The sequence below is a fragment of the Arcobacter sp. CECT 8983 genome (assembly GCF_004118855.1).
In the GTDB taxonomy this organism is placed as follows: domain Bacteria; phylum Campylobacterota; class Campylobacteria; order Campylobacterales; family Arcobacteraceae; genus Halarcobacter.
On sequence record NZ_PDKF01000003.1, the window covers coordinates 1 to 25966 of the forward strand.

The window sequence follows — 25966 nt, forward strand, 5'->3', positions numbered from 1 at the left end:
AGTACTGGAAAAATCACAGTACCAGCAGGAGTAACATCGTTTACAATTACAACACCAACAGTAGATGATGACTTAAAAGAAGATACAGAAGCGTATTCTATTTCTGTAGGTGGAGTAGATGCAACAGGAACAATCTTAGATAATGATGCTACACCAACAATTACTTTATCAGGAAGTGAAGTATCAGAAGTTACAGATGGAACTGCAACAGGAAATAAAATAAAAGGTTTAGTTACTGCAACTATTGATGTAGCACTAAGTGAAGATTTAGTTATCACTTTAAGTAGTGGAGATACTATTTTAATAGAAGCTGGTAAACTTACAGGAAGTACTGAAGTTGAAACATCAAGAGTAGATGATGCATATAAACAGGGAGAAACTAAAGAGACTATATCAATTACATCTACATCAAATGATGAAATAGATATTACTGGGAAAAAAGCAGTTATAACAATAAATGATGATAATGATCCAATTGACGTAACAGTTACAGCAGTTGCTACTTCTCCAAAAGTAATTGATGTAGATACTGAATTTGGAGATGCAACAGGCGTAAATATTACTGCTTATGATACAAACGGAAATCCTGGAACTCTATCTGTTGTAAAAGGAACAAATCATGATGGATTTGGTGTTGATGGAAATACTTCTGGTGGAGGAGCAAGATCTGAGTTAGGATATGGCTCTAATGGAACAAGTGAAAAAATAGTTTTCGATTTTACTAATGATGTAGATTCTCTTGATGTTGCTTTTGCATGGAGAAATAACCATGAAACTGCAAAAATTACATTCTCAGATGATGGTCAAGCAATAGGTTATGCTACAGTTTCAGGTGGTGGATCAAACAAAGATGCCGTTGTTAGATATTATGATATGAATAATAAATTATTAAAAGAAGTTAATGCACAAGGTGGAACAGACAGAGTTGATTTATCTTATACTTTTGAATTCCCAGATGCAAATGGTGAACCAATGGCATTTGATAAAGCAGAATTCTCAGCACCAGGGCATGATGATGATTATTTAATTCATAAAGTTTCATATACAGAAGTAATTGATCCTGAAATAACAGATATTAGTACATCTGAAGGTAAAGTTACATTTAATATCCAAGTTGATGAAAACTATCCACCTCAAGGAAGTGCAAAAGCAATCGTTGAAGTAAATGGTATTGAATATGAAGTAGATTTAAATGCAACAGGAAGAGGAACTTTAACTTTAGATGCAAAAGATTTCAGTGATTTATCAAAAGTAGAAATTAAAGTAAAAGATATAGTTGGAGGAAACTATGAAGATGTAAATCCTTCTACTGATTCTTTTGATTTAAGTGGTTCTTTTACAGATGACTTTAGTTCAACTGATGATTCAATAACAATAAATGAAGATCAAACTTATGTTTTAACTGAAACAGATTTTGGAGAATATGGAGAGGCTGTAAAACAGTTCAAGATAACTGAACTTCCAAGTGAAGGTACTTTATATCTAATTGTTCACAAAGGTGAAATAATAATTGATAAAGAAGGAAACCCTCATACTGTAACAGAAGATACAAAAATTGAGATTACTGAAGGACAAATTGTATCTTTAGCAAATGTTGCAGCAGGTAATGTTGTTTATGAACCAAAAGAAAATAGTGATGCTGATACAAGTTTTAAATTCCAAATTGGTGATGAGAATGGAAACTTTAAAGATGTTGAATATACAACAGATATAGAAGTAATAGCAGTTGCAGATGCACCAGAAGTAAGTATTGATGTAAAAATTGCAACTGAAAAAACTACAACTGTAGATAATAATGGTGGAAATAATGGATTTGGAAATGGAGATCAAAATGCTCCTGGAAATTCAGAACATAACAATAATGCCGAAAATGCAGGTGGAAACCAAGAGAATATAACTTTTGATTTAGTTAAAATTGGTGAAACAACATTCTCTATTGAAAATGCTTTACAAAATGTAAATACTCATGGTACTGAAGGCGATGATGTAATAACTTACAATGATATTGCGGGTGGTTCAAATATAAATAGTAATGGTGGTAATGATATTATAGCAATCACTGGTGATATAAATGGAGGAGCTGTTGCAGGTGGTAGTGGGGTTGACCTACTTTATTTAGCAAAAGATGCTTCAAAATATGAATTTGTAAATTATAGTGGTCCTGAACAAGGTCATGATAATATAGATGCACGTATAAAAGACTTAGATACAGGTAAAATCTTAACTGTTAATAATATAGAAGGAATAGTTTTTGGTGATGGTACAACAAAAGGTGATGCAGAAGTTCCTTCTTCTGATACAAATGTAGAGTATGATATTGACTTTAGTGCTGAGCTAAAAGATTTAGATGGAAGTGAAAGCTTAACAGTAACAATTACAAATGTTCCAGAAGGAGCCGAACTTACATCAACAAACTCTTCATATACATTAATAAATAATAATGATGGTACTTGGAGTGTAGAATTACCAGCTGGAACAAAAAGTATAAGCGACAATATTAAAATGACAGTTCCAAAAGGAACAGAAGATATTGATTTAGGTATCACAGCAAGAGCAACAGAAACAAGAGATAACGATGATGGTACAAACTTCAAAGAAGCAAATGATAGTGATTCATTAGTTTATACTGAAGATGAATCACAAACTTTAGATTTTGAAGCAAATACTGTAAAAAGTGATGAAAATATTATCATTGTATTAGATATTTCAGGAAGTATGAATGATGATGTACAACTAGAAGATGGTTCATGGACAACTAGATTAGCACTTGCAAAAGAAGCCTTAGAAAATATGATTGATACTTATGAACAATACTCTAATATTAAAGTGAATTTAACAAAATTCTCAGCTACAGCAGATGACTTAGATGGTAGTGGTTCTGAAAATGGTTGGTATAGTCCAGAAGATGCATTAAATATTATCAATAATATGAGTGCGGGTGGAAAAACAAACTATGAAGATGCACTTGAAGAGACATATACAGATTATGTAGCGCCTGCAAATGGTGAAAAAGCTACTATTTACTTTATTTCAGATGGAAAACCAAATGTAGAAAATGATGATAGCCAATCAGGCTTAGGTGAACCTGGAATAATAGATAGTAGATATTTAGATAACTGGAAAGATTTCTTAGAAGATTATGCGAAAGAATTAAATGTTATAGGTATTGGAAAAGGTATTACTGATAGTACATATTTAGATATGGTTGCACAAAGTGTAGGTAATGTAAAAACTAATGTAACAATTATTGAAGATGAAAATGAACTAAAAGATAAACTTGTAGAAAATATCTTTAAAAAAGTTGAGGGTAATATTCTTGACAATATTACAGGTGGCGATGGTGATATATCTATTGATTCAATTGTAGTTGATGGGGTTACTCATACACTATCTGAAGCTACGAACAATATTCTTACTATACTAACTAGTTCTGGAGGAATATTAGAATTTAACTTTAAAACAGGTGAGTATTCATTTGGTGGATTAAGAAATAATATGGTTGAAGATAGTGAATCTTTCACTATAAATGTAAGTGATGAGGATGGAGATACTGCAAGTATTGATGTAAATATCAATATTGAAAACAGTATTGATACTACTGCAAGTGCACCTAGACTAAGTTTTAGTATAGAAGATAATGGAGAAATTCAAATTGCTGGTTCTTCTTCAATGGATTTAACTTTTGATGAATGGGATGGAAGTAATGCATCAGATAATTCATCAGTATTAAATAACTTAGGTTATCTTGATAATCATCTTGGTAGTTTTTCTGATGATAAAGTACTAATCAATAATAGTATAGATGGTGATATTTATACATATTCAGGAGATGATGAAGTAGTTGTAGATGGTGATGTTCAATATAACAGTGATATAAAAACATCTTATGGAGAAGATAGTATAACTGTAAAAGGAAATATATCTGGTGACATAAACACTGGTTCAGATGATGACAGAGTACAAATAGATGGTGATGTTCAATATAATAGTGATATCAAAACATCATCAGGAAATGATCAAGTATATGTTGGTGGTAACATTGATGGCGACATAGATACAGGTTCAGATGATGATAAAGTACATATCAAAGGTGATGTAACTTGGAATAGTGATATTTCTTTAGGTTCTGGTGATGATATGCTACAAATAGATGGAAAAGTTTATAGTAATAACCTATCAGGAGGATGGGGTAATGACTCTATAATTTTAAATGGTTATACAAAAGAAGAGTATGATAATAATGTAGATAATATTCAAAATAAAGTAAAAGATTTTGAGAATATTAAAGTAGGAGATACTGTAGTAAAAGGTAATTCTGATGTATTTAATACATTACCTACATCTACAACAACAGCATACAGTTATACAATTACTTTAGCTGCAATGTTAGGTGACCTTGATGGTAGTGAGACCTTATCTCAAATCACACTTGATAATATTCCTTCATCTGTGTCATCAATAAAAGATAGTGATGGAACGGAGTATACAGTTACTAATGGAACAGTTACTTTACCAAATAATGTAGGGTATGAACATACTTATACTTTTGTATCGTCTGAAAGTTTATCATCATCGCAAATTAATTCTATGAGCGCAAGTGTAACTTCAACTGAAGAAGAAAATAATGACACAAATACTGTTACAGCAAATGCAAAATTAGAAGTTGAAGCTTCATCTAATATGACTGGAACTGACGCTGATGAAAAATTTGATTCTCAAGGAAATTCAGCAATTATAAATGCAGGTGCTGGAGATGATGAAATTATCTATAATCCAAATGATATTATAGATGGACAAGAAGGTGAAGATACTCTTAAAATCTTAGGAGATGATGATATTGATTTATCAGATATTAAATCAAATATTAGCAATATAGAAGAAATTGATTTAACAAATGATTTAATAAATGAATTAATTGTAGATGAGCAAAGTATTGAAGACTTAACAGATAATGAAAATATCTTAAAAATCTTTGGTGATAGTGGTGATAAAGTAAAACTAGAAGGTGGAGCTGAAAACTGGGAAAGCAAAGGTACTGAAACTGATTCTGAAGGTAATACCTTTAATGTATATCAAGGTACAAGTTCTGCAACAGCAAATGTAAAAGTACTTATAGATGATGATGTTTCAATAGAATCAGACATCTAAAAAAGAAAAGGACAAGTCCTTTTCTTTTAAGCTTTTTTTACTTCAAATATCATTTAACTATTTTTAGGTATAATCGCTCAAAATTAATCAACAAAACACACAATAATTAGGATAATTATGTCAAAACAACTACTTCAAAAACAAGCAGATACGATTAGGTTCTTAGCAGCTGATATGGTTCAAAAAGCAAATTCAGGACACCCAGGTGCACCAATGGGTATGGCTGATATTGCTACAGTTTTAAGTTCTCACTTGAATTTAAATCCATCAAATGACAAATGGCTAAACAGAGATAGATTAGTTTTCTCAGGAGGACATGCAACTGGTTTAGTTTATTCTTTACTTCATCTATGGGGATTTGATGTAAATTTAGCAGATATGAGAGAATTTAGACAACACAATTCTAGAACTCCAGGACACCCAGAATATGGACATACTCATGGTGTTGAAATTACAACTGGACCATTAGGACAAGGTATTGCAAATGCAGTTGGTTTTGCAATGGCTTCAAAATATGCACAAAATGTTTTAGGTAAAGATGTTATCAATCATAATGTATATTGTCTTTGTGGAGATGGAGATTTACAAGAAGGTATTTCTTATGAAGCATGTTCAATGGCAGGTCATTTAAATTTAGATAACTTAGTTGTTATTTATGATTCAAATGAGATTACAATTGAAGGTGATACATCAATTGCATGGTCTGAAAATGTTAAAAAAAGATTCCAAGCAATTAACTTTGAAGTGTTTGAAATAGATGGACATAACTTTGATCAAATTGATAAAGCTATTGTTGCAGCAAAAGCTTCAGATAAGCCAGCACTTATTATTGCAAATACTGCAATTGGTAAAGGTGCTGCAACTTTAGAAGGAAGTCATCATACGCATGGTGCTCCATTAGGTGAAGATGAAATTAAAGCATCTAAAGTAAAAGCTGGGTTTGATCCAGAAGAGACTTTTGTTGTTCCTTATGATATCAAAGGTGCCTTTGATAAATTAATACAAGGTGTTGAGGCAGAAAATGCTTGGAATGAATCATTATCTGATGAAACTAAAGCAAAAATAGAACAACTTCAAAATCCAGATTTTGATGCAATTAAATATCCAGAATTTGAAGTTGGAACTAAAGTTGCAACAAGAGGTTCAAATCATAAAATACTAAATGCAATTGCACAGGCAGTTCCAGGTTTCTTAGGTGGTTCAGCAGACCTTGCTCCATCAAATAAAACAGAATTAGCTAATATGGGTGATTTTCCAAATGGAAGAAATGTTCACTTTGGAATTAGAGAACATGCAATGGCTGCAATGACAAATGCAATGAATTTATATGGATTATTTAGAGTATTCTCTGCTACGTTCTTTGTATTCTCTGATTATTTAAAACCTAGTGCAAGAATTGCAGCTTTAGCTTCAATTCCACAACACTTTGTATGGACTCATGATTCTATTGGTGTTGGAGAAGATGGACCAACTCACCAACCAATTGAGCATTTATCTCAATTTAGAGCTTTACCAAACTTTTATGTATTTAGACCAGCAGATGCAAATGAAAATGTTGATTCATGGAAAGTAGCATTTAAAATGAATGCTCCTACTGCTTTTGTTTGTTCAAGACAAGATTTAGAAGTTCTTAAAAAAGAGAAAGCTTACGGTGATGTATCAAATGGTGGATATCTTTTAAAAGAAAGAGAAAATGCAACAGTTACTATTATGGCTTCAGGTTCTGAAGTTTCTTTAGCACTAAAAGCAGCTTGTCAGTTAGATAAAGATGGAATAAAAGCAAATATTGTTTCTGTTCCTTGTTTTGACCTTTTACTTGAGCAAGACAAAGAATATATCTCAAAAATCATTAAGCCTTCTACAAAAGTATTTGCAGTAGAAGCAGCAAGAGGATTAGAGTATTATAAATTTGCTGATGAAGTATTTGGAATGGATTCATTTGGTGCTTCAGGACCAGCAGGTGAATTATTTAAAGAGTTTGGATTTACTGTTGAGTCTTTAGTTGAAAGAGTTAAAAACGAATTATAATAAATAAAAAGTAGGATAATATTCCTACTTTTTATAAATCTTCACACAATTTCTATTTGCTTCTTTTGCTTCATATAAAGCTTTATCAACATTGTTTAGACATTTGTTTCCATGTATATCTTTGCACTGTGTAACACCAAAACTTGCAGTTATATTTATATTATTATAAAATTTGCTTGTTTCAATAAACTTTCTTAATTTTTCAGCAAGGTTATAGGCATTTTGTTCATCTGTATTTGGAAGTATGATAAGAAATTCTTCTCCTCCCCATCTTCCAAAATAGTCTGTTTTTCTTAGATTATCTTTTACTATTTTAGCAAACTCTTGAAGGATTTTATCCCCTGTTAAGTGACCATAAATATCATTGATTTTTTTGAAAAAATCTATATCTATAAGAATAATACTTAAATCTTGACTGTATCTTTTTTTTCTATTAAGCTCTTGTTCCATTAGTGCATCAAGTTTAAAACGATTATAAACATTTGTTAATTTATCTGTTTGAGATAGTTTTCTCAATTTTTTATTTGAGTTGTAAATAACATAAAAGATAATCAATGCAGATATAATCACAATAATAGTAATTATTTGTATAAATAGTTTAGTGTTTAGACCTTCTTTTTTTATGATAGTAAGCCATTTATTTAATACTTGTTCTTTTTCTTCTTCTTTAACAGAGTTTATAGCTTTATTTAAAATACTTTGTAAAATAGGTTCATCATCTCTTATTGCAATTTTTGCATCTATATTAATAGAAGTTTTACCTGTAATTTTTACGTTATTGATATTGTTTTTTTGAAGTGTTTGTGCAACAGCTGGAAAAAGCCCAACGAAAGCAAAAAAATCTCCTTTTTTTACGCCTTTTAATCCCTCTAAAGTATTATCTACTTCTACGATTTTTGTATCAGGATATTTTCTTTTTATTAATTCAATAGTTGCATAATCTTTTACAATAGCAATTTTTTTGTTTTTAATATCTTCTAGAGAGTTGATAAATATTTCTGAATCTCTTGTAGCAATCACGTTAGAAAAAGTAAAATACTTTTTTGTAAAGTTAAGGTATTCAGTTCTTTTTGTAGTTTGAATAGAAAAAGGTAAGATATCACATAGATGGCTTTTTACTGCATTTAAAGATGAACTCCATGACTCTTTTGCTAATATCTCAAATTTTATTCCAGAGTTTTTTGACATAGTTTCTATAAAATTTGCAATAATTCCTGAGTAATTACCTTCTTTAGTTATAAATTCAAAGGGTTCAAAGTTTGGGTCAATACACATAGAAATAGATCCCTTTTTATTTAAGTAAGAAATCTCTTCTTTAGTAAAAAGATAGTTTCTACTTTTTTTCTTTGTTTCTTTAAATTTTCTAAACCATTTTTTATCTAACTCTTCAATATCTTTTTTTGAAATTAGCTTTTCTGCCTTTTGTATAATACTTTTTAATATAAGATTATCTTTATTATATGCAAAATAAAATCCAAATTCATCATCATTTGTATTTTTCATTGTTTTTAAATTTGATAAAAAATGTTTATTGATATTGTAATCTAAAACTGATTTTAGACCATATGCTCCATCTGCTTTTCCTTGAGAAACTGCTTTCATCATTGTAATTGTGTTTGATGTAGGATAAATATTAATTTTTGGATAATCTTTTTTTACTCTATCATAACTATGGTAGCCCTTAACTAAAGCCATAGTTTCACCTTCCATTTCCTCAAAAGTATGAACATCTTTATGCTCAATTCGTGTAAGCATTGCAAGGGGAGAGCTTACAAAAGGTTTATTTGAAAAAAGAAATCTTTCTTCTCTTTTTTTTGATTTTAATACATTAATCATCAAATCAAGTTCTTTATTTTCTAACATATTCATAAAGTCATTCCATTTACCAGGAATAAATTTTAATTCTAAAGCTAATTCATTTGCAATAAGTTCTAAATACTCTATAGCATATCCTGTAGGAATTCCATTTTCATTAAAGTTATAAGGAGGCAAACTTGCATCATTTTGTACTTTTAATACTTTTTTATTTTGTAAGTATTCAAGTTCTTTTTTTGAAAAGTTAATGGTTTTTTTAAAATATACTATCAAAGTAGCAATTTTTTTGCCTCTGATATCTTTTATCTCTTTTTCATAGAACTCATTTGTTTTATTAAAATTTAAAGAAAGTTCAATGTTTTTTAATAAAGTCATTACTTCCTCATCTCTATATGAACTATAAATAGTTTTATAATTATTTTTTATTTCAAATGCTGCAATTTTGTTATAGTTTTCATAATATATTTTAAATAAGTTGGAAATATAAATTTCTCTTTTTGATGTATTTGTTTGAAAATATAATTCAATTTGATTTGCTAAAATATCAATATTAGATTTTAAGTTATTTGATAGTCTCAAAGTGTTGCTAGCTTGGGAGCAACTTAATAGTATTATAAAAGTAAAAAATATTTTTATTGCATTTAGTGCCATATAATGGTTCCTGTGTCTAATATGTAAGAAGTATATAATAAGTTTAAATAGATGTAAATTAATAGTATGAAATTTTCTTGTAATAATCACTATTAAATTATTTTTAATATATCAAGATATATTGATATATAAGCTATATTTTGATACACTTACATCAAAGAAATTAAAAGGAACATTTTTTATGGAGATCTTTTTAAAGTCTACATCAGCTTTAAATGATGAGACAAGAGTGAAGTTATTAAAATTTTTAAATATTCATGGAAAATGTTGTGTATGTGATTTAGAAAACTCTTTTGATATGATTCAATCAAGATTATCAAGACACTTAAAGATACTAAAAGAAGCAGGATTTTTAAGAGTTGATAGGCAAGGGCGATGGGCTTATTATTCAGTTAGAACTCCCCTTGATGAATTTAGACAAAGTGCAATAAAAGAGATTATGACTTTAGATATAAAATTACCAAATTTAACAAAGGCTTGTGATATATAATGACTGAAACACTATTTGTTTATGGAACACTTATGCCAAACTGTCCAAATGGACATGTTTTGGAAAATATTGTAGGTAAGTTTGTACCTGCAACAGTAAAAGGTCGTCTTATTGATGCTGGATGGTCAGCTTCAATGGGATATCCAGGAATAAGATTAGATGCAGGGAATGACACAATTCACGGGTATCTATTTTATTCATCAAATTTAATAGATAATTGGGATTATTTAGATGAGTTTGAAGGACAAGAGTTTGAAAGAACTCCTGTAACAGTTGAGAGATATGATGAATTTGAAGTTGATACTTTTATTTATACTCTTAAGCAAGAAGTTTTAGATATGGAAGAGGACTCTTAGGAGTTCTTTTTTTTGATATTTTAACATCAAGATATCTTGATGTATTGATTTTAATATAGGAAAAATTATGATATTAGCTAGTTCAATTTTTTTGATTACTTTAATATTTGTTATTTGGCAACCAAAGGGTTTACAAATAGGAACAACAGCTGTTATAGGAGCAATAGTTGCACTAATAGCGGGTGTTGTTAGTTTTGAAGATGTATTAGTTGTAAGTGATATAGTTTGGGATGCAACTTTAGCCTTTATTGGAATTATAATTCTTTCAATGGTTTTAGATGAGATTGGCTTTTTTGAGTGGTGTGCTATTAAAATGGCGAAACTATCATGTGGAAATGGACATTTAATGTTTGTATATGCTTTGCTTCTTGGAAGTTTTGTTTCTGCACTTTTTGCAAATGATGGGGCAGCATTAATCTTAACGCCAATTTTATTAGCAAAAATGAGAATACTAAAATTAAATGCAAAAACAATTTTAGCCTTTTTACTTGCTGGTGGTTTTATTAGTGATTCTGCTTCTTTACCTTTTGTTTTTTCAAACCTTACAAATATAGTAACAGCTAACTATTTTGATATAGGGTTCTTAGAGTATTTATCTCGTATGTTTGTTCCTTATGTAGTAAGTACAGTAGTTACTATCTCTTTTTTATGGGCTTTCTTACGAAAAGATATTCCAAGAGAAATAGATGTGAGTTTACTAAAAAATCCAGATGAAGTATTAAAAAATAGAACTCTATTTAAATTTTCTTGGGTTTTTCTAGCTTTACTTTTAGTTGGATATTTTGTTGGAGACAATTATGATTTACCAGTTTCTGTATTTGCTTTAGGTGGTGGGTTGATTTTTTTAGCAATTGCAAGCTACACAAAAAGTGCGAGAGCTTGGCTTACAATTAAAACTGCACCTTGGCAAGTTGTGTGGTTTAGTATAGGTCTTTATATAGTAGTTTATGGTTTAAAAAATGCAGGTCTTACTGACTACTTAACAACTATTTTACAAGATTTAGTTCAAAGAGGTGATGTCATTGCTATTTTAGGAACAGGTTTTATCTCTGCTTTTTTAAGTGCTATTATGAATAATATGCCAACGGTTATGATTATGGATATTGCTTTAACAGATATTCCTAATCAAACTTTAGCTTATGCAAATATTATTGGATGTAACTTGGGACCTAAAATGACACCATTTGGTTCTTTAGCAACTTTACTATGGCTTCATGTTTTATCTCAAAAGGGTGTGAAAATTGGTTTTTGGCAATATAGTAAATTTGGTTTAATAGTAACTCCACCTATTTTATTTGTTGTGCTATTAACTTTAGTATAGAGTAGTTTAGTTTTATGTGAATAGAGATTTTATTGTAGTTTATTTTTACTAGAGCTTCACTTTGGGTACCCCAACATCAAAGATGTTGGCCCTAAAGTTCCAGAATCGTTCAAATAAACTTAATAAAATCTTTTGTGAGTAAGATGTTTTAAACTATTTGTTTGAATGTTTCTGCAACCAAAGGGTCAGAATTTTAATTCTGGGGTACCCTTGGTGAAGCCATAATGAGAACAAGTAGTTTAGAACATATAAATAAAAGGAATAAAGATGGATAAAAAAGTATTAATTTTATGTACAGGAAATTCTTGCAGAAGTATTATTGCTGAAGCATTAATAAATGCAAAGTTAGATGGTGTAAGTTCAGATTCATCTGGGGTAAAAGCAAGTGGAAGAGTTAATCCAAATGCACAAAAACTATTAGAGCAAAAAGGTATCTGGAAAGAGGAATATCATTCAAAAACTATTGATAAGGTTTTAGACAATGAGTATGATTTAGTAGTAACTGTTTGTGACCATGCAAATGAGACTTGCCCAATGTTCCCAAATGCAACTAAAATTATTCATGTTGGCTTTGAAGATCCAGATGGAAAAGATTTTGATGCATTTCTTAAAACATATGAAGAGATTGAAACTGAATTATTACCAAAAGTTAAAGAGGCTTTAGGTTTATAAGATGTTTTTTTATTGGGAAAAATTTGTAGATTTTTTGGTTTATGATTCATTGGGTCTTACAAAAGGAGAGCATTTAGCCGATGCACTTCATTTTTTCATTTATGATACAGTAAAGATATTTATTCTTTTAGTGACTATTATTTATATTGTTAGCTTTTTAAGAAGCTATTTTCCTGTTGAGAAAATAAGAGATTATCTAAGTGGAAAACATAAACTAATAGGTCATGTATTTGCTTCATTTTTTGGAATGTTGACTCCTTTTTGTTCTTGTAGTGCAATTCCACTTTTTTTAGGGTTTTTACAAGCAAGAATTCCTTTAGGCGTAACTTTTTCTTACCTTATTTCAGCACCACTTAGTGATGCGGTTGTTATTGCACTTTTGTTTTCTCTTTTTGGAGTTAAGATTACTCTTCTTTATATTGGTACAGTAATTCTTTTAGCAATAATTGCAGGTCTATTAATAGGAAGTTTAAATTTAGAAAAAGAGGTTTTAATAGATGTAAAACCAGTTGAGTCTTGTTGTGGTAATACAAATGAAGAGAGTCAAAGTTTACAAAGTAGAGCAAAAGAAGCTTGGGCAGCTAGTACGGACATCTTTAAAAAGATTTATATTTATGTAATAATAGGTATAGGAATTGGAGCATTTATCCATGGATATGTTCCAGCAGAAACTATTGTAAAGTATGCAAGCGGAGATGCTTGGTGGGCACCACTTATGGGTGTAATCATGGGAATACCTATGTATTCTAGTGCAGCAGGAATGTTACCTCTTATTGAAGTTCTTACTTCAAAGGGAATGTTACTTGGAACGGCTCTTTCATTTATGATGGCAGTTGTTGCACTTAGTCTTCCAGAAGCATTGATTTTAAAAAGAGTATTGTCAATGAAGCTTATTTCAATATTTTTTTCAACTGTAGGTGCGGCAATATTTATAGTTGGAGTTGTTTTCAACTCTATTTTATAAAAAAGGTTATCTTTAAAAAGGAGAAAAAATGAAAATTGAAATTTTAGGTACAGGTTGTACAAAATGTGAAGCATTGCTTCAAAATGTAAAACAAGCAGTTGCAGATGAAAAAATATTTGCACAAATAGAAAAAGTAGATGACCCAATCAAAATTATGGAATATCAAGTTTTATCAACACCAGCATTAGTAGTAAATGGAACTGTTAAAAGTAGTGGAAAATTATTAAATAAAGAAGAAGTAAAAGAGTTTTTAAAATAGCAATTGTAACTTTCACTAGAATTTAGATATAGTTTCACAAAAATTATAAAGATAATATATTGAGTGAAAATAGATTAGGGCAAATTTATGCCATATTAGCATTTTTATTTTGGGGTGGTTTAGCCCCAATTTATTTTAAACAAGTTGCAAGTGTAGATGCTTTTGAAATTCTTATTTATAGAATACTTTTTTCTTTTTTTACACTTTTACCTTTTTTCTTTTTTAAAAAAGAGTTACAATCTCTTTTATTATCAATAAAAGATCTAAGAACAATAAAATATCTATTTTTTTCAACTTTTGTAATCTCATTAAATTGGCTGACTTTTATTTGGGCAATTACAAATGATAGAATATTAGAGGCTTCATTGGGATATTATATAAATCCTTTAGTAAATGTAGGACTTGGGTTTTTGATTTTTAATGAAAGAATAACAAGAAAGCAGTCTCTTGCAATTTCAATTGCTATTATAGCTGTTTTTTATCAGCTTTTTTCCCTTGGATATTTACCAATTGTTTCTTTGATACTTGCTTTTTCTTTTAGTTTTTATGGTGTTCTTAGAAAAAAAATAGATGTTGGTTCTATTACAGGACTTTTTATTGAAGTAATTATTCTTTTACCTTTTGCTTTAGGATATCTGTTTTATTTATATCACTATGATGTGGTGGCTTTTTTTGAGTCAACTTCTTTTTATACTTCATTTATGCTTGCTCTTAGTGGTTTAGTTACTGTTATTCCTCTTTTATTATTTAATGGTGCAGCAAGAAGAATGAAACTTATTACTTTAGGTTTTTTTCAATATTTAGCACCTACAGTTTCATTTTTTATTGCAATTTTTCTTTACAATGAGGAGTTTAACTTCGATAAATTAGTAACTTTTGTGCTAATTTGGATAGCTTTAATTATTTTTTCATCTGATTCTATAAAAAGAATTCTATTTAATAAATAGGCATAACATTAAAAGTAAAGAGTTTAACTCTTTACTTTTAATTTAAATTTCTTTATACTTTCAAAAGTGAAGAGTTAAACTCTTTACTTTTAGGAGTAAATATGAAAATTATAAATGGAAAAATGTTTTATAAAATGAGTGAACTTGTAGAACAAGTAGAACTTAGTAATCATACAATTGCCTTTTATTATAAAAAAGGACTACTTCCAAATACAGTTAATACTTCAAAAAATATGAAGTATTACCCAGAAATCACAGTTACCGTTTTAAATTTGATTAAATATTTCAAAGATAATTTGAATTTTTCTATTGATTATATAAAAGAGTTATTTGATTATTATAGAATTGATTTTGACGATAGAGCTGAACTTATTTTACAATCTATTCAGATGTTATCTAGTGAAATTAAAAATCCTATTTCAAAAAAGGATTTAGACAAACAGATTGTAGAAGAAGCAATTGAGCTGGACTTAGTTGATGATAAAGATATCTATTTTAAAACAGAATTAGAAGTTTTAAAAGTTTACGAAGAACTTAGAAGCTATGAAGTTGCAAGTGAACTTATAAAAGAGTATGTAACTACTAGTAAAAAACTAGCTTTACTTGAAAGAGAACTGAGTTCAAAAGTTTTAGAAAAAACAGGTTTTTTACCAGAGGTTTTAATTCTTAATATTTTAAATTCATTTAAACCATACATTTTTAATAGACACACGATTATTGAGTTTAAAAAGGAAAGCTAATGGAAACTATCGACTTTCATGCACATTTATTGAATCCAAATGTATCTTTTTCAAGAGTTTATGACAAAGTAGCTATTTCACTTTTTGCAAAAAAACTTGGAGTTGAAAAAGATGATTTATTAAATAGAAAATATGACGCCTTTGTTGATGCTTTTATAAATAATATAAAAACATCAAAATATGTTAAAAAGTCTGTTGTACTTCCTGTGGATGCAAAAGTTGATAGTAAGGGAAGAGAAATATCAAGGGATAAAACTGTTTGCTCATCAAATGATGATGTTTTAAAAGAATACAAAAGATATCCAAAAGAAGTGATACCTTTTTTCTCTGTAAATCCAAATAGATTAGATGCTTTAGATTTACTTGATGAGTATTTTGAATCAGGATTTAAAGGGGCTAAATTTTTACAAAATTATTGGGATATAGATATTACAGATGAAAAGTATATTCCATATTTTGAAAAGATTAAAAAATATAATTTACCTATAATCATCCATACAGGAAGTGAACATGCGATTGAATCAAATCCTATGTATGAAAAAGTAGAAGTTGCAAATATGGCAATAGAAGTAGGGTGTAAAGTTGTACTTGCACATTTTGGTGTAAACTCTATAATGGAGCATAGACCAACAAAAATTTTAAACAATTTTTCTTTTGATAATAAAAAGTTTGGAGATGACTATTTTAAAACAATAGAATATTTAGAAAGTCATGAAAATGTATATGCAGATTTATCTGCTATGGTGATGAATTTTAGATCAAAGATTATAAAAGATTTAGCCAAAAATCAAAGTCAAATTCATAATAAACTTCTTTTTGGTACAGATTATCCTGTTCCTTTTTCTCCTATGTTTTCATATCATACCTTAGGATTAAAAAAGAGAAGAAAGTTAGAAAAAGTTGAAAATCCACTTGATAGAAATATCGAGTTTTTTAATGAATATTTTAAAGAAGATTCTTTAATTTATACAAATTGGCAGAAATTAATAAAGGAATAAAAAATGGAAAGGTTATCGAGTAATTTATTAATCATAAAACTATCATTTTTATGTGTTGTTTTTTGTAATGTTATTGTTGATGTGGCACATAAAGTACTTTTACAAAATATTGCATTTAAGATTTTTGATGGAAGTGAACAAGTTGTTTGGATATCTATTATAAATGCAATGATAATTATTCCTTTTTTACTTCTTTTTACTTTAAGTGGGTATCTATCTGATAAATATAATAAAAAAGATATCTTAGTTTATGGAGCTGTTTCTTCTTTTTGTTTATCTGTGCTTATGGTGTTTTCTTATTTAAGTGGAAGTTTTTATTTGGCTATGTTAAACCTAATATTATTAGCTATTCAAAGTGCAATTTATTCTCCTGCTAAATTTGGTCTTATTATTAATATCTGGGGAAAGAAAAATTTAGCAAAAGGAAATGCTAGTTTACAAGCAGTTTCTATTATAGCAATCTTATTTTCCCTAGCAAGTGGTTCTTTTATTTTTGAGTCTTTTTATAATACAAATAATTTAAGCTTATTAAGTACAAAAGAAGATTTACTTGATGCAATTTTACCCTTGACTTATTATATTGTGCCAGTTGCATTTTTAGAAATGTTATTATCTTTAATAGTTTTAAAAAGAGTAAAAACAATATATGTAAAAAATGAGGAATTAGAATTAAATAGAAAAGAGTTTTTTCAAGGTAAACTTTTAAAGAGAAATATTAAAACAATTTTTGATAATAATATTATATTTTTATCTGTAGTTGGTTTATCAGTTTTTTGGGGTGTTTCTCAAGGGTTGATGGCAGTTTTTCCTTCTTTTGCAAAAGAGTATTTACAAATAGAGGATGTTTTTGTAATAAATGCAGTTATCGCTTCTTCGGGAATTGGTATTGCAATTGGATCAATTTTTTATTCAAAAATATCAAAACATTATATAGAAATTGGCACTATTCCTTTATCTGCAATTGGAATGACTTTTATGATTTACTTATCAACAGAAGTTTCTAGTGTCTTTTTATTGGGAATTTGTTTTTTAGTTTTTGGTATTTTTGGTGGATTATTTGTAGTGCCATTAAACTCTTTAATACAATTTAATGCTAAGAAAAAAAATCTAGGAACAATTTTAGCTGGAAATAATTGGTTTCATTCTTTGGCTATGTTTTTAATGTTATGTCTTACAACTTTTGTATCTTTGAATAATTTAGATCCTTTAAATACAATATATTTAATTTTATTAATCACAATAGTTGGAATGTTTTATACAATATTTAAACTTCCCCAATCTCTTATTTTACTTTTCATGAAGTTTGTTGTTGGTTTAAAATATAAATTAGAAGTGCATGGAGTAAAAAATATCCCTTCTACTGGTGGCGTACTTCTTTTAGGTAATCATGTATCTTGGATAGATTGGGCCGTTATTTTAATGAGTAGTCCTAGACAAATAAAGTTTGTAATGCATAAACCAATATATGAAAAATGGTATCTAAATTGGATTTTGAGACTATTTAAAGCTATACCTATTTCAAATGCATCAAGTAAAGACACAATAAAAACAATTGCAAAGGAGCTTGATTTAGGTAATGTTGTTGTTCTTTTCCCTGAAGGTGGTATAACTAGAAATGGGCATTTAGGAGAGTTTAAGAGGGGATTTGAACTTATTTTGAAACAAACTAAAGAAGATATCCCTGTAATTGCCTTTTATATTAGAGGTTTATGGGAATCTTTATTTAGTAGAGCTAATGAAAAGTATAAAAGAAGTAAAAGAACAAATAGTGTTACAGTCTCTTTTTCAAAGCTTATTAAAAAGCAAAATGCAAATGCAGTTTTTGTAAAACAAATAGTAAAAACTTTATCAACTGAATCTTGGAGAATGCATACTGAAAATATGGATACTATTCCTGAACTTGTTTTTGATAGACTAAAACAAATAAAAAGTAATATGATTTATGCAGATACGACAGGAGTAGAGTTATCTGGATATAAGTTCTTAACAGCTTCAATTCTTTTTAAAGATTTACTAAAAGATAAAATAAAAGGAGAGAATATAGGACTTTTATTCCCTTCAAGTGCAGGGGGAGCTTTTTTTAATACTTCAGTTTTAATGTTAGGTAAAACTGCTGTAAATTTAAACTTTACTGCTTCTATGAATACTTTAAAATTATCAGTAAAAAATGCAGAAATAAAAACAATAATTACATCAAAAAAATTTATTAAAAAGTTAAAAGAAAAAGGCATAGCCATTGATGAGGTTTTAAAAACTTCTCAAGTTTTATATGTAGAGGATTTAAAAGCCCAAATTACTAAAGCAAAAAGTTTAACAACTTTATTAAGTGTTATTTTACTTCCTACTTTTATTTTAAAAAACTTACATATTAAAAAACAAGATAAAGATTCAACGGCGGTAATATTATTTAGTAGTGGAAGTGAAGGTATTCCAAAAGGAATAGAACTTAGTCATAAAAATGTAGTTGGAAACTGTCAGCAAATAGCAGCAATAATTAATGTAAATGAAGATGATATTTTTGTAGGTTCACTTCCATTTTTTCATGCTTTTGGAACTGTAGTTACTTTATTTATGCCAATAATTGAAGGAATTGGATGTGTTGCACATCCTGATCCAACAGATGGCTTTGCAATAGGTAAATTAGTTGAAAAATATAAAGCAACAATTATGTTAGGTACTTCTACATTTTTTAGACTTTATACTAAAAATCCAAAGGTACAAAAAAAGATGTTTGAGAGTTTAAGGCTAGTTGTTGCAGGAGCTGAAAAATTATCTCAAAAAGTAAGAGAGGATTTTAAAGTAAAATTTGATAAAGAGATTTTAGAAGGTTATGGAGTAACAGAAACTACTCCTGTAGCTTGTTGTAACTTACCTAATGTAAAGACTTTTGATGGAGTTCAAATAGGAAATAAAATAGGTAGTGTGGGAATGCCAATACCAGGAACAAAAATCAAAATAGTAAATCCTAAAACAAATAATGAACTTCCCGTTGGAGAAGAGGGGATGATATTAATATGTGGAGTTCAAGTGATGAAAGGTTATTTAAAAGATGAGAAAAAAACTAAAGAGGCTTTAATCACTTTAAACAAAGAGACATATTATATAACAGGAGATAAAGGAAGAGTTGATGAAGATGGTTTTTTAACTATAGTTGATAGATATTCAAGGTTTGCAAAACTTGGTGGAGAGATGATTAGTCTTGGTGCAGTTGAACAAAACATAGAAAAGCTAATTACAAATGAAGAGATAGAATTTATAGCAACAACTAAAGAAGATGAAAAAAAAGGTGAAAAGATTATCCTCTTAATTTCAAATATAAAAGAAGAAGAGTTAGAAAAATTAAAAAAAGATATAATAGAAAAATTTGATAATAATCTTATGATTCCCTCACTATATAAAATAGTAGATGAAATACCAAAGTTAGGAAGTGGGAAGTTAGATTTTAAAGAAGCAAAAAAAATTGTAGAAAGTTTATAGTAAAGAGTTAATTCTCTTTACTATTATTACATAATTGTTTTATAATCTCATCTTGCTGGCTACAGAAGCTTCCATTTTTCTCAATTAAAAATAAATCTTTTGCCATACCTTTTATTGAACTAAGTTTTGCAGTTTCAATCTCTATATTAAACTCATCAAAAATATTTGCAATATATGCAAATAAACCTTTTTGATCTTTTGCTGTAACTTGCATAGAAGCTAAATATGTTGTATGGTTGCAGTTGATACTTATACCTTTTTCTTCGATTTCTGGAATTAATAATTTTGTTTTTTTACTCATATCAAATGAGTTTTGTATTATTTGTTCAATATATGGAATATCTTCATCATCAACTCTTTCAGAGAAGTTTATTTCAAAGAATTTCTTTTCATCAAAAAGTTTAAAAATATTCATTGTAGAGATATTTAAAAACTCTAGTTTACCAAGTAAGAATCCAAGATTTAAAGGAATAGCTCTAATAATTTTAATTGATAATTGTTCTTCATTGATCACTTTATAGGTGAAATCTTTAACATCATACGCTCTTAAAGCAATATCAATTATTTCATTTGCTTTACATTTTAAGAAAATTTGATTTGAAGAGATATAAGTTATTTTTTTCTTCATAATATTAGAAAGATTTTTATATTTTTCAAGTTTTTTAATTCTATTTTGTTTTGCATTTCTTCTTGCATTTTCACTTAATAAAGATGTATTATTAAATGCAGGTAAAGATTGTAAATAAAGCTGTTTTAATAATGATGCAGTTGAACTTTTATAAACAGATTCTCCCACTGCAGAAATATCAGCATAAGTTACTACATAAAGCATTTTAAGTGCTAATTGTGTTTGTAATAAAGCAGTAAAAGATAAAATAATTTTTTCTGAATAGATATCTTCACTTGAAGCAACTTTACTCATCATATTATGATTTCTAACTAAAAGCGCACCTAATTGAATATGATCTTTATCTAAATCAAAAGATGTCATCATATTTTTAAATAGTTTTTCTCCTGCAATATGGTGGTCTGTAATTCTACCTTTACCTACATCATGGAATAAACAAACAAGTCTAACTAAGGTTTTTTCTTTTGTATCAAAAGAGTTAAAGATATCTTTTACATAGTCATCTTTTATATTTGTTAACTTTTTAAGTGTTCTAATTGAGTGAATATCAACAGGATGTTGATGATAGCCATCAAATTGTGGCTGATGTACAATCTTTTTTGTTACTGGTAATACAGATTGAAAGAGTCTTGCATTATATAAAAGCTTTATAATAGGATAAAGGTTTCGTTTGTAAAGAAGCTGTTTAATAGTTTTTTTTAACTCTTTAGTTTGTTTATTAGGGAGTTTTGTTCTACTAGCATACTCAACATATGACCTATCAAAATGTTTTACATCCCTTGGAAGTGAAATTAACTCTTTTAATAGATTGTTTAATGTTTTTGGTTTTGCATTAAATGAAGTAAATAGTTTATTTTCAAAAAGATAAAGGTTCTTTTTGATTCTAAACTTTTTTAATCTTGAAATATTTTTAGGATCAAATAAAACTTTTCTCGTAAATTTTTTTACCATAATCGTTGAGAAAAAATGTACATTATGTAAAGATTCCAGAAGTTTTGACATACACTGTCTCTCTTTTGTAAGTCTAGGTCTGTTTTTAAACCCCATTTTAGAACTTAGTTCAGGTAAAACATCAAAGTTTACAACATCAAGTTTCTTTTTTGAAATACTATGTAAATAGTTTCTTACTCTAAAGATGTATTCTAGTGAACTTCTGTATCTTTTATACTCTTCTTCTGAAAACTCTTTTCCCATAAGCTGTTTTATATCACTAACACCATAGGCAATAGTAGCAGTCCAGAAAATCATATTTGATTCTCTCATTCCACCATAACCATCTTTTATATTAGGTTCCATTTTTAGTGGATGTTTTAAAAGTCTTTTTTTATGTTCATCAAGTTTTTCTAGTACAAATTCTCTTTGGTTTGTATTTCTAATTTTGTTTAAAATATTTTGGTATGAATACCAAAGATGTTTAGAACCATAAATCATCCTTGATTCTAAAATTGAAGATTTAATTGTAATATCTTCTTGAACTGATAGTTCAATCTCTTTTATTTCATGAACTCTAGAACCTAATTTAAGCCCACAATCCCAAGCTAAGGTTACAAGCTCTTCCATGATAGCTTTTAAGTTATAACCTTTTATATCTTCATAAAGAATCATTAAATCAACATCTGAATAAATACATAACTGTTCTCTTCCATAACTTCCTAATGCAATTAAAGAGATTGGAACGGCAGTACTCATTGGTTGATAATCACCGAAATGTTTTCTTAGGATATATTTGTATAAAAGGATAATAAATCTATCTGTATGTTTTGTATGTTTTACAAAGAAGTCTTTTCCGCCTGTTGTTTCTAATACTTCATCAATAGAGTTTACATAAGATTTAAAATAGGTTTTAAATATTTTTGAAATTTCAAAGTCTTCAGCCCCTTTTGTTATTAACTCTTCAATTTGTATGTTTAGTTCAGTCATCTAAAAAACCTTTATGTATATCAAGTTTTTTTCTTAGAGTTATTCTATTTAAACCTAGATGTTTAGCCATTTGTACTTGTGATTTGTATTTCTTTTTTGCAGCTTTTAATAAAGGAACTTCAAAAAGATAAACAAACTCTTTATATGAGTTGTCCCCTTTTAAATTAGAGAACATATAGTTTTCCATAAACATCAAAATCTCATCTTCTCCTATGGTTTCAAAAAGATAAGAAAAATAAATAGATTTTCTAAGACTATGCGCATTATTTGATAAGTTTATCATAAGTTTAGATGGAAGTACAGGCTCCAAATCTAAAGTTTTACTAGCTTCCTTTGAAAACTTAGTGATAAGCTGTTTTACATCTTCTTCTCTATCTTTTAAAGAAGGAAGCTCTATTGTGATTGAAAATAAATCAGATAATTTAGAGTTTAGTTCATGTTTTAATGTTGTTGCAATTACTCTAATATTATTATCATTTATCCAGCTTATTACTAAATCTATATTTGTGATATTTTCTATTTTATCTAAGATTATTGCTTCATTTTGCAAAGATATAATATTATCACTAATATCTTGTTGTAGAGTTTTTGCTTTATAAATTTTTACATTGGGTAATATATATTTAGCTAAAGACTTTTTTCCAACACCTGGTTCTCCTGTAATTAAAGCATTAATTTCAACACTTTGTAGTAGCTGAGCAGAGTTTAAGATCTCTTTAGAGTTTTTTGATTTTGCTATATATTCTTCCATTTTTTAATCCTAGTTCTTTTTCTTTGTTAAAAATATAAATATTGACAATGCAATTAATATCATAGAAATACCAGTTATTAGATATAAAGCATTAATCATCTTATCGTAATCTGTAAGTGCTATTTTAAACACAACCATAAGTGCTTCAATAGATAAAGCAATTGTAATTGCAATAAGAAACTTTGTAATAATTTTTGTTTCTACTTTAGAGTTTTTAGAATAACTTTTAAAATATACTTCTTGCTCCAATATTGTTTTGGCAAGGTCAAAGATAGCAATACCTAAAGTTAAAGCAATAACTGGTTTGAATATTGCATCTAAATCAAATATTCCTTTAACTAAAAAAGAGTGAGCAAAGTCATAAATTGAATAAGAGACTATAAATAGTGCTAGTAAAAACATTGAATACCCAGCTATTAAATAAAAACTCTTAGTAAGAGTATGAAAGGGTTTATTTAATTCAATTAAGTTTAGTCTTTCAAGAAGCGTTTCTATTTTAAAATCAAAAAAGACAATATCATCACCTTCTTTTACTGAAACAGTAATACAGTTGTGTCTAGTTGCGCTACTTATATAAGGAGAACTAAAAGCAATTTTAGAGTTTTCTTTAAAGTGTAGTTTTGAGATTAAATATTCTCGTGAAATATCTTTTTCTTTTTTATCTTCTTTAAATCTATGATAGTTAGGTGAGGTTTGTATCCTAGTTTCTTTGTTTACAATATAAACAAGTTCTAAAGATGGAAAAATCTTAAATAAAGTCTTAAATTTACTTGATTTATGATTTTTTACTTCACCAAATTTATTTAAACTTTCTTCTATAAACTCTTCAATTTTATCTTGATTTTGAATATATACTTCAAAGTATTCTTTCATTAACAACTCCTAATATGGGTATGTGTAATAAATTATAACATATAAAGAAAAAAGTATATGTATAAAAAATAAACAATTATTTAAAAAATATTTATTTGTAAAAAATATTAATTTTTTGTAAATTTTTTAAATATTTGTAAGCTACCCAAAAATAGGAATAAATTCAATAAAAAGTATAAAAAACCTCAATACTATGTATAAAATATATACAACTAAAATGTTTATTTGCTTTTTGAAATCTGTTACAATTTCTGCATATTTACTTTGAAAAGGAAGAATATGGAAAATTTTAACGACTTAAAATACATATTAGATGGTTTTCTATTTGTATTTTCAGGTGTATTAGTAATGTGGATGGCTGCAGGTTTTGCAATGCTTGAGTCTGGTTTAACAAGATCAAAAAATAATGCAACAGTATTAACAAAGAATATTGCACTATTTGCAATCTCTTGTATTATGTATTATTTTGTAGGATATAACTTAATGTATGGAGACGGTTCTTCTTTTATGGGAAGCTTCTCAATAATTAGTATGGAAAATGGTGCTGATGCTTCTTATCCAGCTGCTGCAGACTTTTTCTTCCAAGTTATGTTCGTTGCAACTGCTGCATCAGTTATTTCTGGTACTGTGGCTGAAAGAATGAAATTATGGCCATTTTTAATTTTTGTTGTTGTTTTAAGTGGTGTGATTTATCCAATTCAAGGTCACTGGACATGGGGTGGAACTGAGCTTGGTGGTTTAATTGCTGGATTCTCTGACTTTGCTGGTTCAACAATCGTTCACTCTGTTGGTGGATGGGCTGCATTAGCAGGTGTACTAATTCTTGGTGCTAGAAAAGGGAAGTATGGTAAAGATGGTAAAGTAAGACCAATTCCAGGTTCAAACTTAACTCTTGCAACATTAGGTACATTCATTTTATGGATGGGATGGTTTGGATTTAATGGTGGTTCTCAATTAGCATTAGGTTCAAAAGCTGATATCGATGGAATTGCTTTAGTTGTTGCAGATACAAATATGGCAGCAGCAGCTGGTGCTATCATGGCAGCAATTTTAACTCAACTTCTATACAAAAAAGTTGATTTAACTATGGTTCTTAATGGTGCATTAGCAGGACTTGTTTCTTGTACTGCTGGACCAGACTTAGGTATGATGGTTGCCTTTATTGAAGGTATTGTTGGTGGTGCTTTAGTAGTATTTGCTGTACCATTCTTTGATAAGTTAAAAATTGATGATCCTGTTGGTGCTTTATCAGTTCACTTAGTGGCAGGTATCTGGGGAACATTAGCTGTTGGTATTTTCAATCCAGAAGTTACAATTTTAGCACAAATTAAAGGTATCGTAGTAATTGGAGCATTTGTATTCATTGTTTCATTTATTGTTTGGAAAATCTTAGACTTAGTTGTTGGACTAAGAGTAGATGAAGAAACTGAAATTACAGGATTAGATATTCATGAAACTGGTTTAGAATGTTATCCTGAATTCAAAAAAGCTTAATAAATAAAAGGAACATACAATGAAAAAAGTTGAAGCAATTATAAAACCTTTTAAACTAGAAGATGTAAAAGAAGCATTAGTTGAAAATGGTATTTCTGGTATGACTGTATCTGATGTAAAAGGATATGGAAGACAACAAGGACACTCAGAACTTTATAGAGGTGCTGAGTATGTTGTTGATTTTTTAGCAAAAATTAAAATTGAAGTTATTGTAAATGATGAAGATGTAGATTCAACAATAGGAGTTATTGTTGAAGCAGCTAAAACTGGAAAAATTGGTGATGGAAAGATTTTTGTTACTTCTATTGATGAGGTAGTTAGAATTAGAACAGAACAAAGAGGTAGTGAAGCTGTTTAAAATATTAAATCAAAGAGGAGCTTTTCTTCTTTGATTTAAATCTTATACTACCTGTATACTTTTTATACAACACTTA

General features: G+C 28.5%; 18 protein-coding genes. 14 read left to right on the forward strand and 4 right to left on the reverse strand.

The genetic code is table 11. The features are described 5' to 3' along the window. A partial coding sequence (locus CRV01_RS02170) for a VWA domain-containing protein (protein WP_164969999.1) occupies positions 1 to 5148 on the forward strand: 5148 nt, incomplete at its 5' end. A gap of 117 nt (positions 5149 to 5265) precedes the next feature. Then, on the forward strand, positions 5266 to 7176 hold the full coding sequence (tkt, locus tag CRV01_RS02175) for a transketolase (protein WP_129006609.1): 1911 nt from the start codon (positions 5266 to 5268) through the stop codon (positions 7174 to 7176). 24 nt (positions 7177 to 7200) lie between these two features. Here the strand turns inward: tkt and CRV01_RS02180 are convergent, their stop codons facing one another. Continuing rightward, positions 7201 to 9570, reverse strand: a complete 2370-nt coding sequence (locus tag CRV01_RS02180; RefSeq protein WP_164970000.1) for a diguanylate cyclase — start codon at positions 9568 to 9570, stop codon at positions 7201 to 7203. Positions 9571 to 9823: 253 nt separating this feature from the next. Here CRV01_RS02180 and CRV01_RS02185 point away from each other — a divergent pair, with 253 nt between their 5' ends. The 10 genes from CRV01_RS02185 (at position 9824) to CRV01_RS02230 (ending at position 19866) form a co-directional block, all read left to right on the forward strand. Continuing rightward, positions 9824 to 10132 (forward strand): metalloregulator ArsR/SmtB family transcription factor, encoded by a 309-nt coding sequence (locus tag CRV01_RS02185; RefSeq protein WP_129006611.1) that lies wholly within the window; start codon positions 9824 to 9826, stop codon positions 10130 to 10132. Next, on the forward strand, positions 10132 to 10488 hold the full coding sequence (locus CRV01_RS02190; protein WP_129006612.1) for a gamma-glutamylcyclotransferase: 357 nt from the start codon (positions 10132 to 10134) through the stop codon (positions 10486 to 10488). Before CRV01_RS02185 ends, CRV01_RS02190 begins: the two co-directional genes overlap by 1 nt. A 67-nt stretch (positions 10489 to 10555) precedes the next feature. Continuing rightward, positions 10556 to 11809 (forward strand): arsenic transporter, encoded by a 1254-nt coding sequence (locus tag CRV01_RS02195; protein WP_129006613.1) that lies wholly within the window; start codon positions 10556 to 10558, stop codon positions 11807 to 11809. Positions 11810 to 12076: 267 nt separating this feature from the next. Further along, positions 12077 to 12481, forward strand: a complete 405-nt coding sequence (locus CRV01_RS02200; RefSeq protein WP_129006614.1) for an arsenate reductase ArsC — start codon at positions 12077 to 12079, stop codon at positions 12479 to 12481. A 1-nt stretch (position 12482) separates the two neighbouring features. After that, positions 12483 to 13445, forward strand: a complete 963-nt coding sequence (locus tag CRV01_RS02205) for a permease (protein WP_129006615.1) — start codon at positions 12483 to 12485, stop codon at positions 13443 to 13445. A 28-nt stretch (positions 13446 to 13473) separates the two neighbouring features. Then, positions 13474 to 13704 carry a thioredoxin family protein gene (locus CRV01_RS02210; protein WP_129006616.1) on the forward strand — a complete coding sequence of 77 codons (231 nt, stop codon included), beginning with the start codon at positions 13474 to 13476 and terminating at the stop codon, positions 13702 to 13704. 59 nt (positions 13705 to 13763) lie between these two features. Next, positions 13764 to 14651, forward strand: coding sequence for an EamA family transporter RarD (gene rarD / locus CRV01_RS02215; RefSeq protein WP_129006617.1), 888 nt, complete (start codon positions 13764 to 13766; stop codon positions 14649 to 14651). Between the two features lie 101 nt (positions 14652 to 14752). Beyond that, on the forward strand, positions 14753 to 15391 hold the full coding sequence (locus CRV01_RS02220) for a MerR family transcriptional regulator (RefSeq protein ID WP_129006618.1): 639 nt from the start codon (positions 14753 to 14755) through the stop codon (positions 15389 to 15391). Then, positions 15391 to 16389 carry an amidohydrolase family protein gene (locus CRV01_RS02225; RefSeq protein WP_129006619.1) on the forward strand — a complete coding sequence of 333 codons (999 nt, stop codon included), beginning with the start codon at positions 15391 to 15393 and terminating at the stop codon, positions 16387 to 16389. Before CRV01_RS02220 ends, CRV01_RS02225 begins: the two co-directional genes overlap by 1 nt. A 3-nt stretch (positions 16390 to 16392) precedes the next feature. Continuing rightward, positions 16393 to 19866: an acyl-[ACP]--phospholipid O-acyltransferase gene (locus tag CRV01_RS02230; RefSeq protein ID WP_129006620.1), complete on the forward strand. Its 3474-nt coding sequence runs from the start codon at positions 16393 to 16395 to the stop codon at positions 19864 to 19866. A 7-nt stretch (positions 19867 to 19873) separates the two neighbouring features. Here CRV01_RS02230 and CRV01_RS02235 read toward each other — a convergent pair whose 3' ends face one another. Genes CRV01_RS02235 through CRV01_RS02245 form a run of 3 tightly spaced genes read right to left on the reverse strand, consistent with a single transcriptional unit; the run spans position 19874 to position 24038 of the window. Beyond that, the gene (locus tag CRV01_RS02235; protein WP_129006621.1) at positions 19874 to 22414 is read right to left on the reverse strand and encodes an HD domain-containing protein; all 2541 of its coding nucleotides are present in this window, start codon (positions 22412 to 22414) and stop codon (positions 19874 to 19876) included. Beyond that, the gene (locus tag CRV01_RS02240; protein WP_129006622.1) at positions 22407 to 23165 is read right to left on the reverse strand and encodes a sigma 54-interacting transcriptional regulator; all 759 of its coding nucleotides are present in this window, start codon (positions 23163 to 23165) and stop codon (positions 22407 to 22409) included. The genes CRV01_RS02235 and CRV01_RS02240 overlap by 8 nt, the downstream gene beginning before the upstream one ends. Before the next feature lie 9 nt (positions 23166 to 23174). Continuing rightward, a complete protein-coding gene (locus CRV01_RS02245) occupies positions 23175 to 24038 on the reverse strand; it encodes a hypothetical protein (RefSeq protein ID WP_129006623.1) in 864 nt (287 codons plus the stop codon). A 279-nt stretch (positions 24039 to 24317) separates the two neighbouring features. Between CRV01_RS02245 and amt the strand changes: the two genes are divergently transcribed. After that, entirely contained in the window at positions 24318 to 25532 is a 1215-nt protein-coding gene (gene amt / locus CRV01_RS02250; RefSeq protein ID WP_129006624.1) for an ammonium transporter, read from the forward strand. Between the two features lie 19 nt (positions 25533 to 25551). Further along, positions 25552 to 25890 carry a P-II family nitrogen regulator gene (locus CRV01_RS02255; RefSeq protein ID WP_129006625.1) on the forward strand — a complete coding sequence of 113 codons (339 nt, stop codon included), beginning with the start codon at positions 25552 to 25554 and terminating at the stop codon, positions 25888 to 25890. Positions 25891 to 25966 lie beyond the last annotated feature (76 nt).

What these genes read in the sequence shown, in the direction of transcription:
- CRV01_RS02220 (WP_129006618.1), top strand. Translation starts at nt 14,753, where the DNA reads ATGAAAATTATAAATGGAAAAATGTTTTATAAAATGAGTGAACTTGTA.
- CRV01_RS02190 (WP_129006612.1), top strand. Translation starts at nt 10,132, where the DNA reads ATGACTGAAACACTATTTGTTTATGGAACACTTATGCCAAACTGTCCA.
- CRV01_RS02230 (WP_129006620.1), top strand. Translation starts at nt 16,393, where the DNA reads ATGGAAAGGTTATCGAGTAATTTATTAATCATAAAACTATCATTTTTA.
- CRV01_RS02200 (WP_129006614.1), top strand. Translation starts at nt 12,077, where the DNA reads ATGGATAAAAAAGTATTAATTTTATGTACAGGAAATTCTTGCAGAAGT.
- tkt (WP_129006609.1), top strand. Translation starts at nt 5,266, where the DNA reads ATGTCAAAACAACTACTTCAAAAACAAGCAGATACGATTAGGTTCTTA.
- CRV01_RS02210 (WP_129006616.1), top strand. Translation starts at nt 13,474, where the DNA reads ATGAAAATTGAAATTTTAGGTACAGGTTGTACAAAATGTGAAGCATTG.
- CRV01_RS02205 (WP_129006615.1), top strand. Translation starts at nt 12,483, where the DNA reads ATGTTTTTTTATTGGGAAAAATTTGTAGATTTTTTGGTTTATGATTCA.
- CRV01_RS02185 (WP_129006611.1), top strand. Translation starts at nt 9,824, where the DNA reads ATGGAGATCTTTTTAAAGTCTACATCAGCTTTAAATGATGAGACAAGA.
- CRV01_RS02225 (WP_129006619.1), top strand. Translation starts at nt 15,391, where the DNA reads ATGGAAACTATCGACTTTCATGCACATTTATTGAATCCAAATGTATCT.
- CRV01_RS02235 (WP_129006621.1), bottom strand. Translation starts at nt 22,414, where the DNA reads ATGACTGAACTAAACATACAAATTGAAGAGTTAATAACAAAAGGGGCT.
- CRV01_RS02195 (WP_129006613.1), top strand. Translation starts at nt 10,556, where the DNA reads ATGATATTAGCTAGTTCAATTTTTTTGATTACTTTAATATTTGTTATT.
- CRV01_RS02240 (WP_129006622.1), bottom strand. Translation starts at nt 23,165, where the DNA reads ATGGAAGAATATATAGCAAAATCAAAAAACTCTAAAGAGATCTTAAAC.
- CRV01_RS02255 (WP_129006625.1), top strand. Translation starts at nt 25,552, where the DNA reads ATGAAAAAAGTTGAAGCAATTATAAAACCTTTTAAACTAGAAGATGTA.
- CRV01_RS02245 (WP_129006623.1), bottom strand. Translation starts at nt 24,038, where the DNA reads ATGAAAGAATACTTTGAAGTATATATTCAAAATCAAGATAAAATTGAA.
- amt (WP_129006624.1), top strand. Translation starts at nt 24,318, where the DNA reads ATGGAAAATTTTAACGACTTAAAATACATATTAGATGGTTTTCTATTT.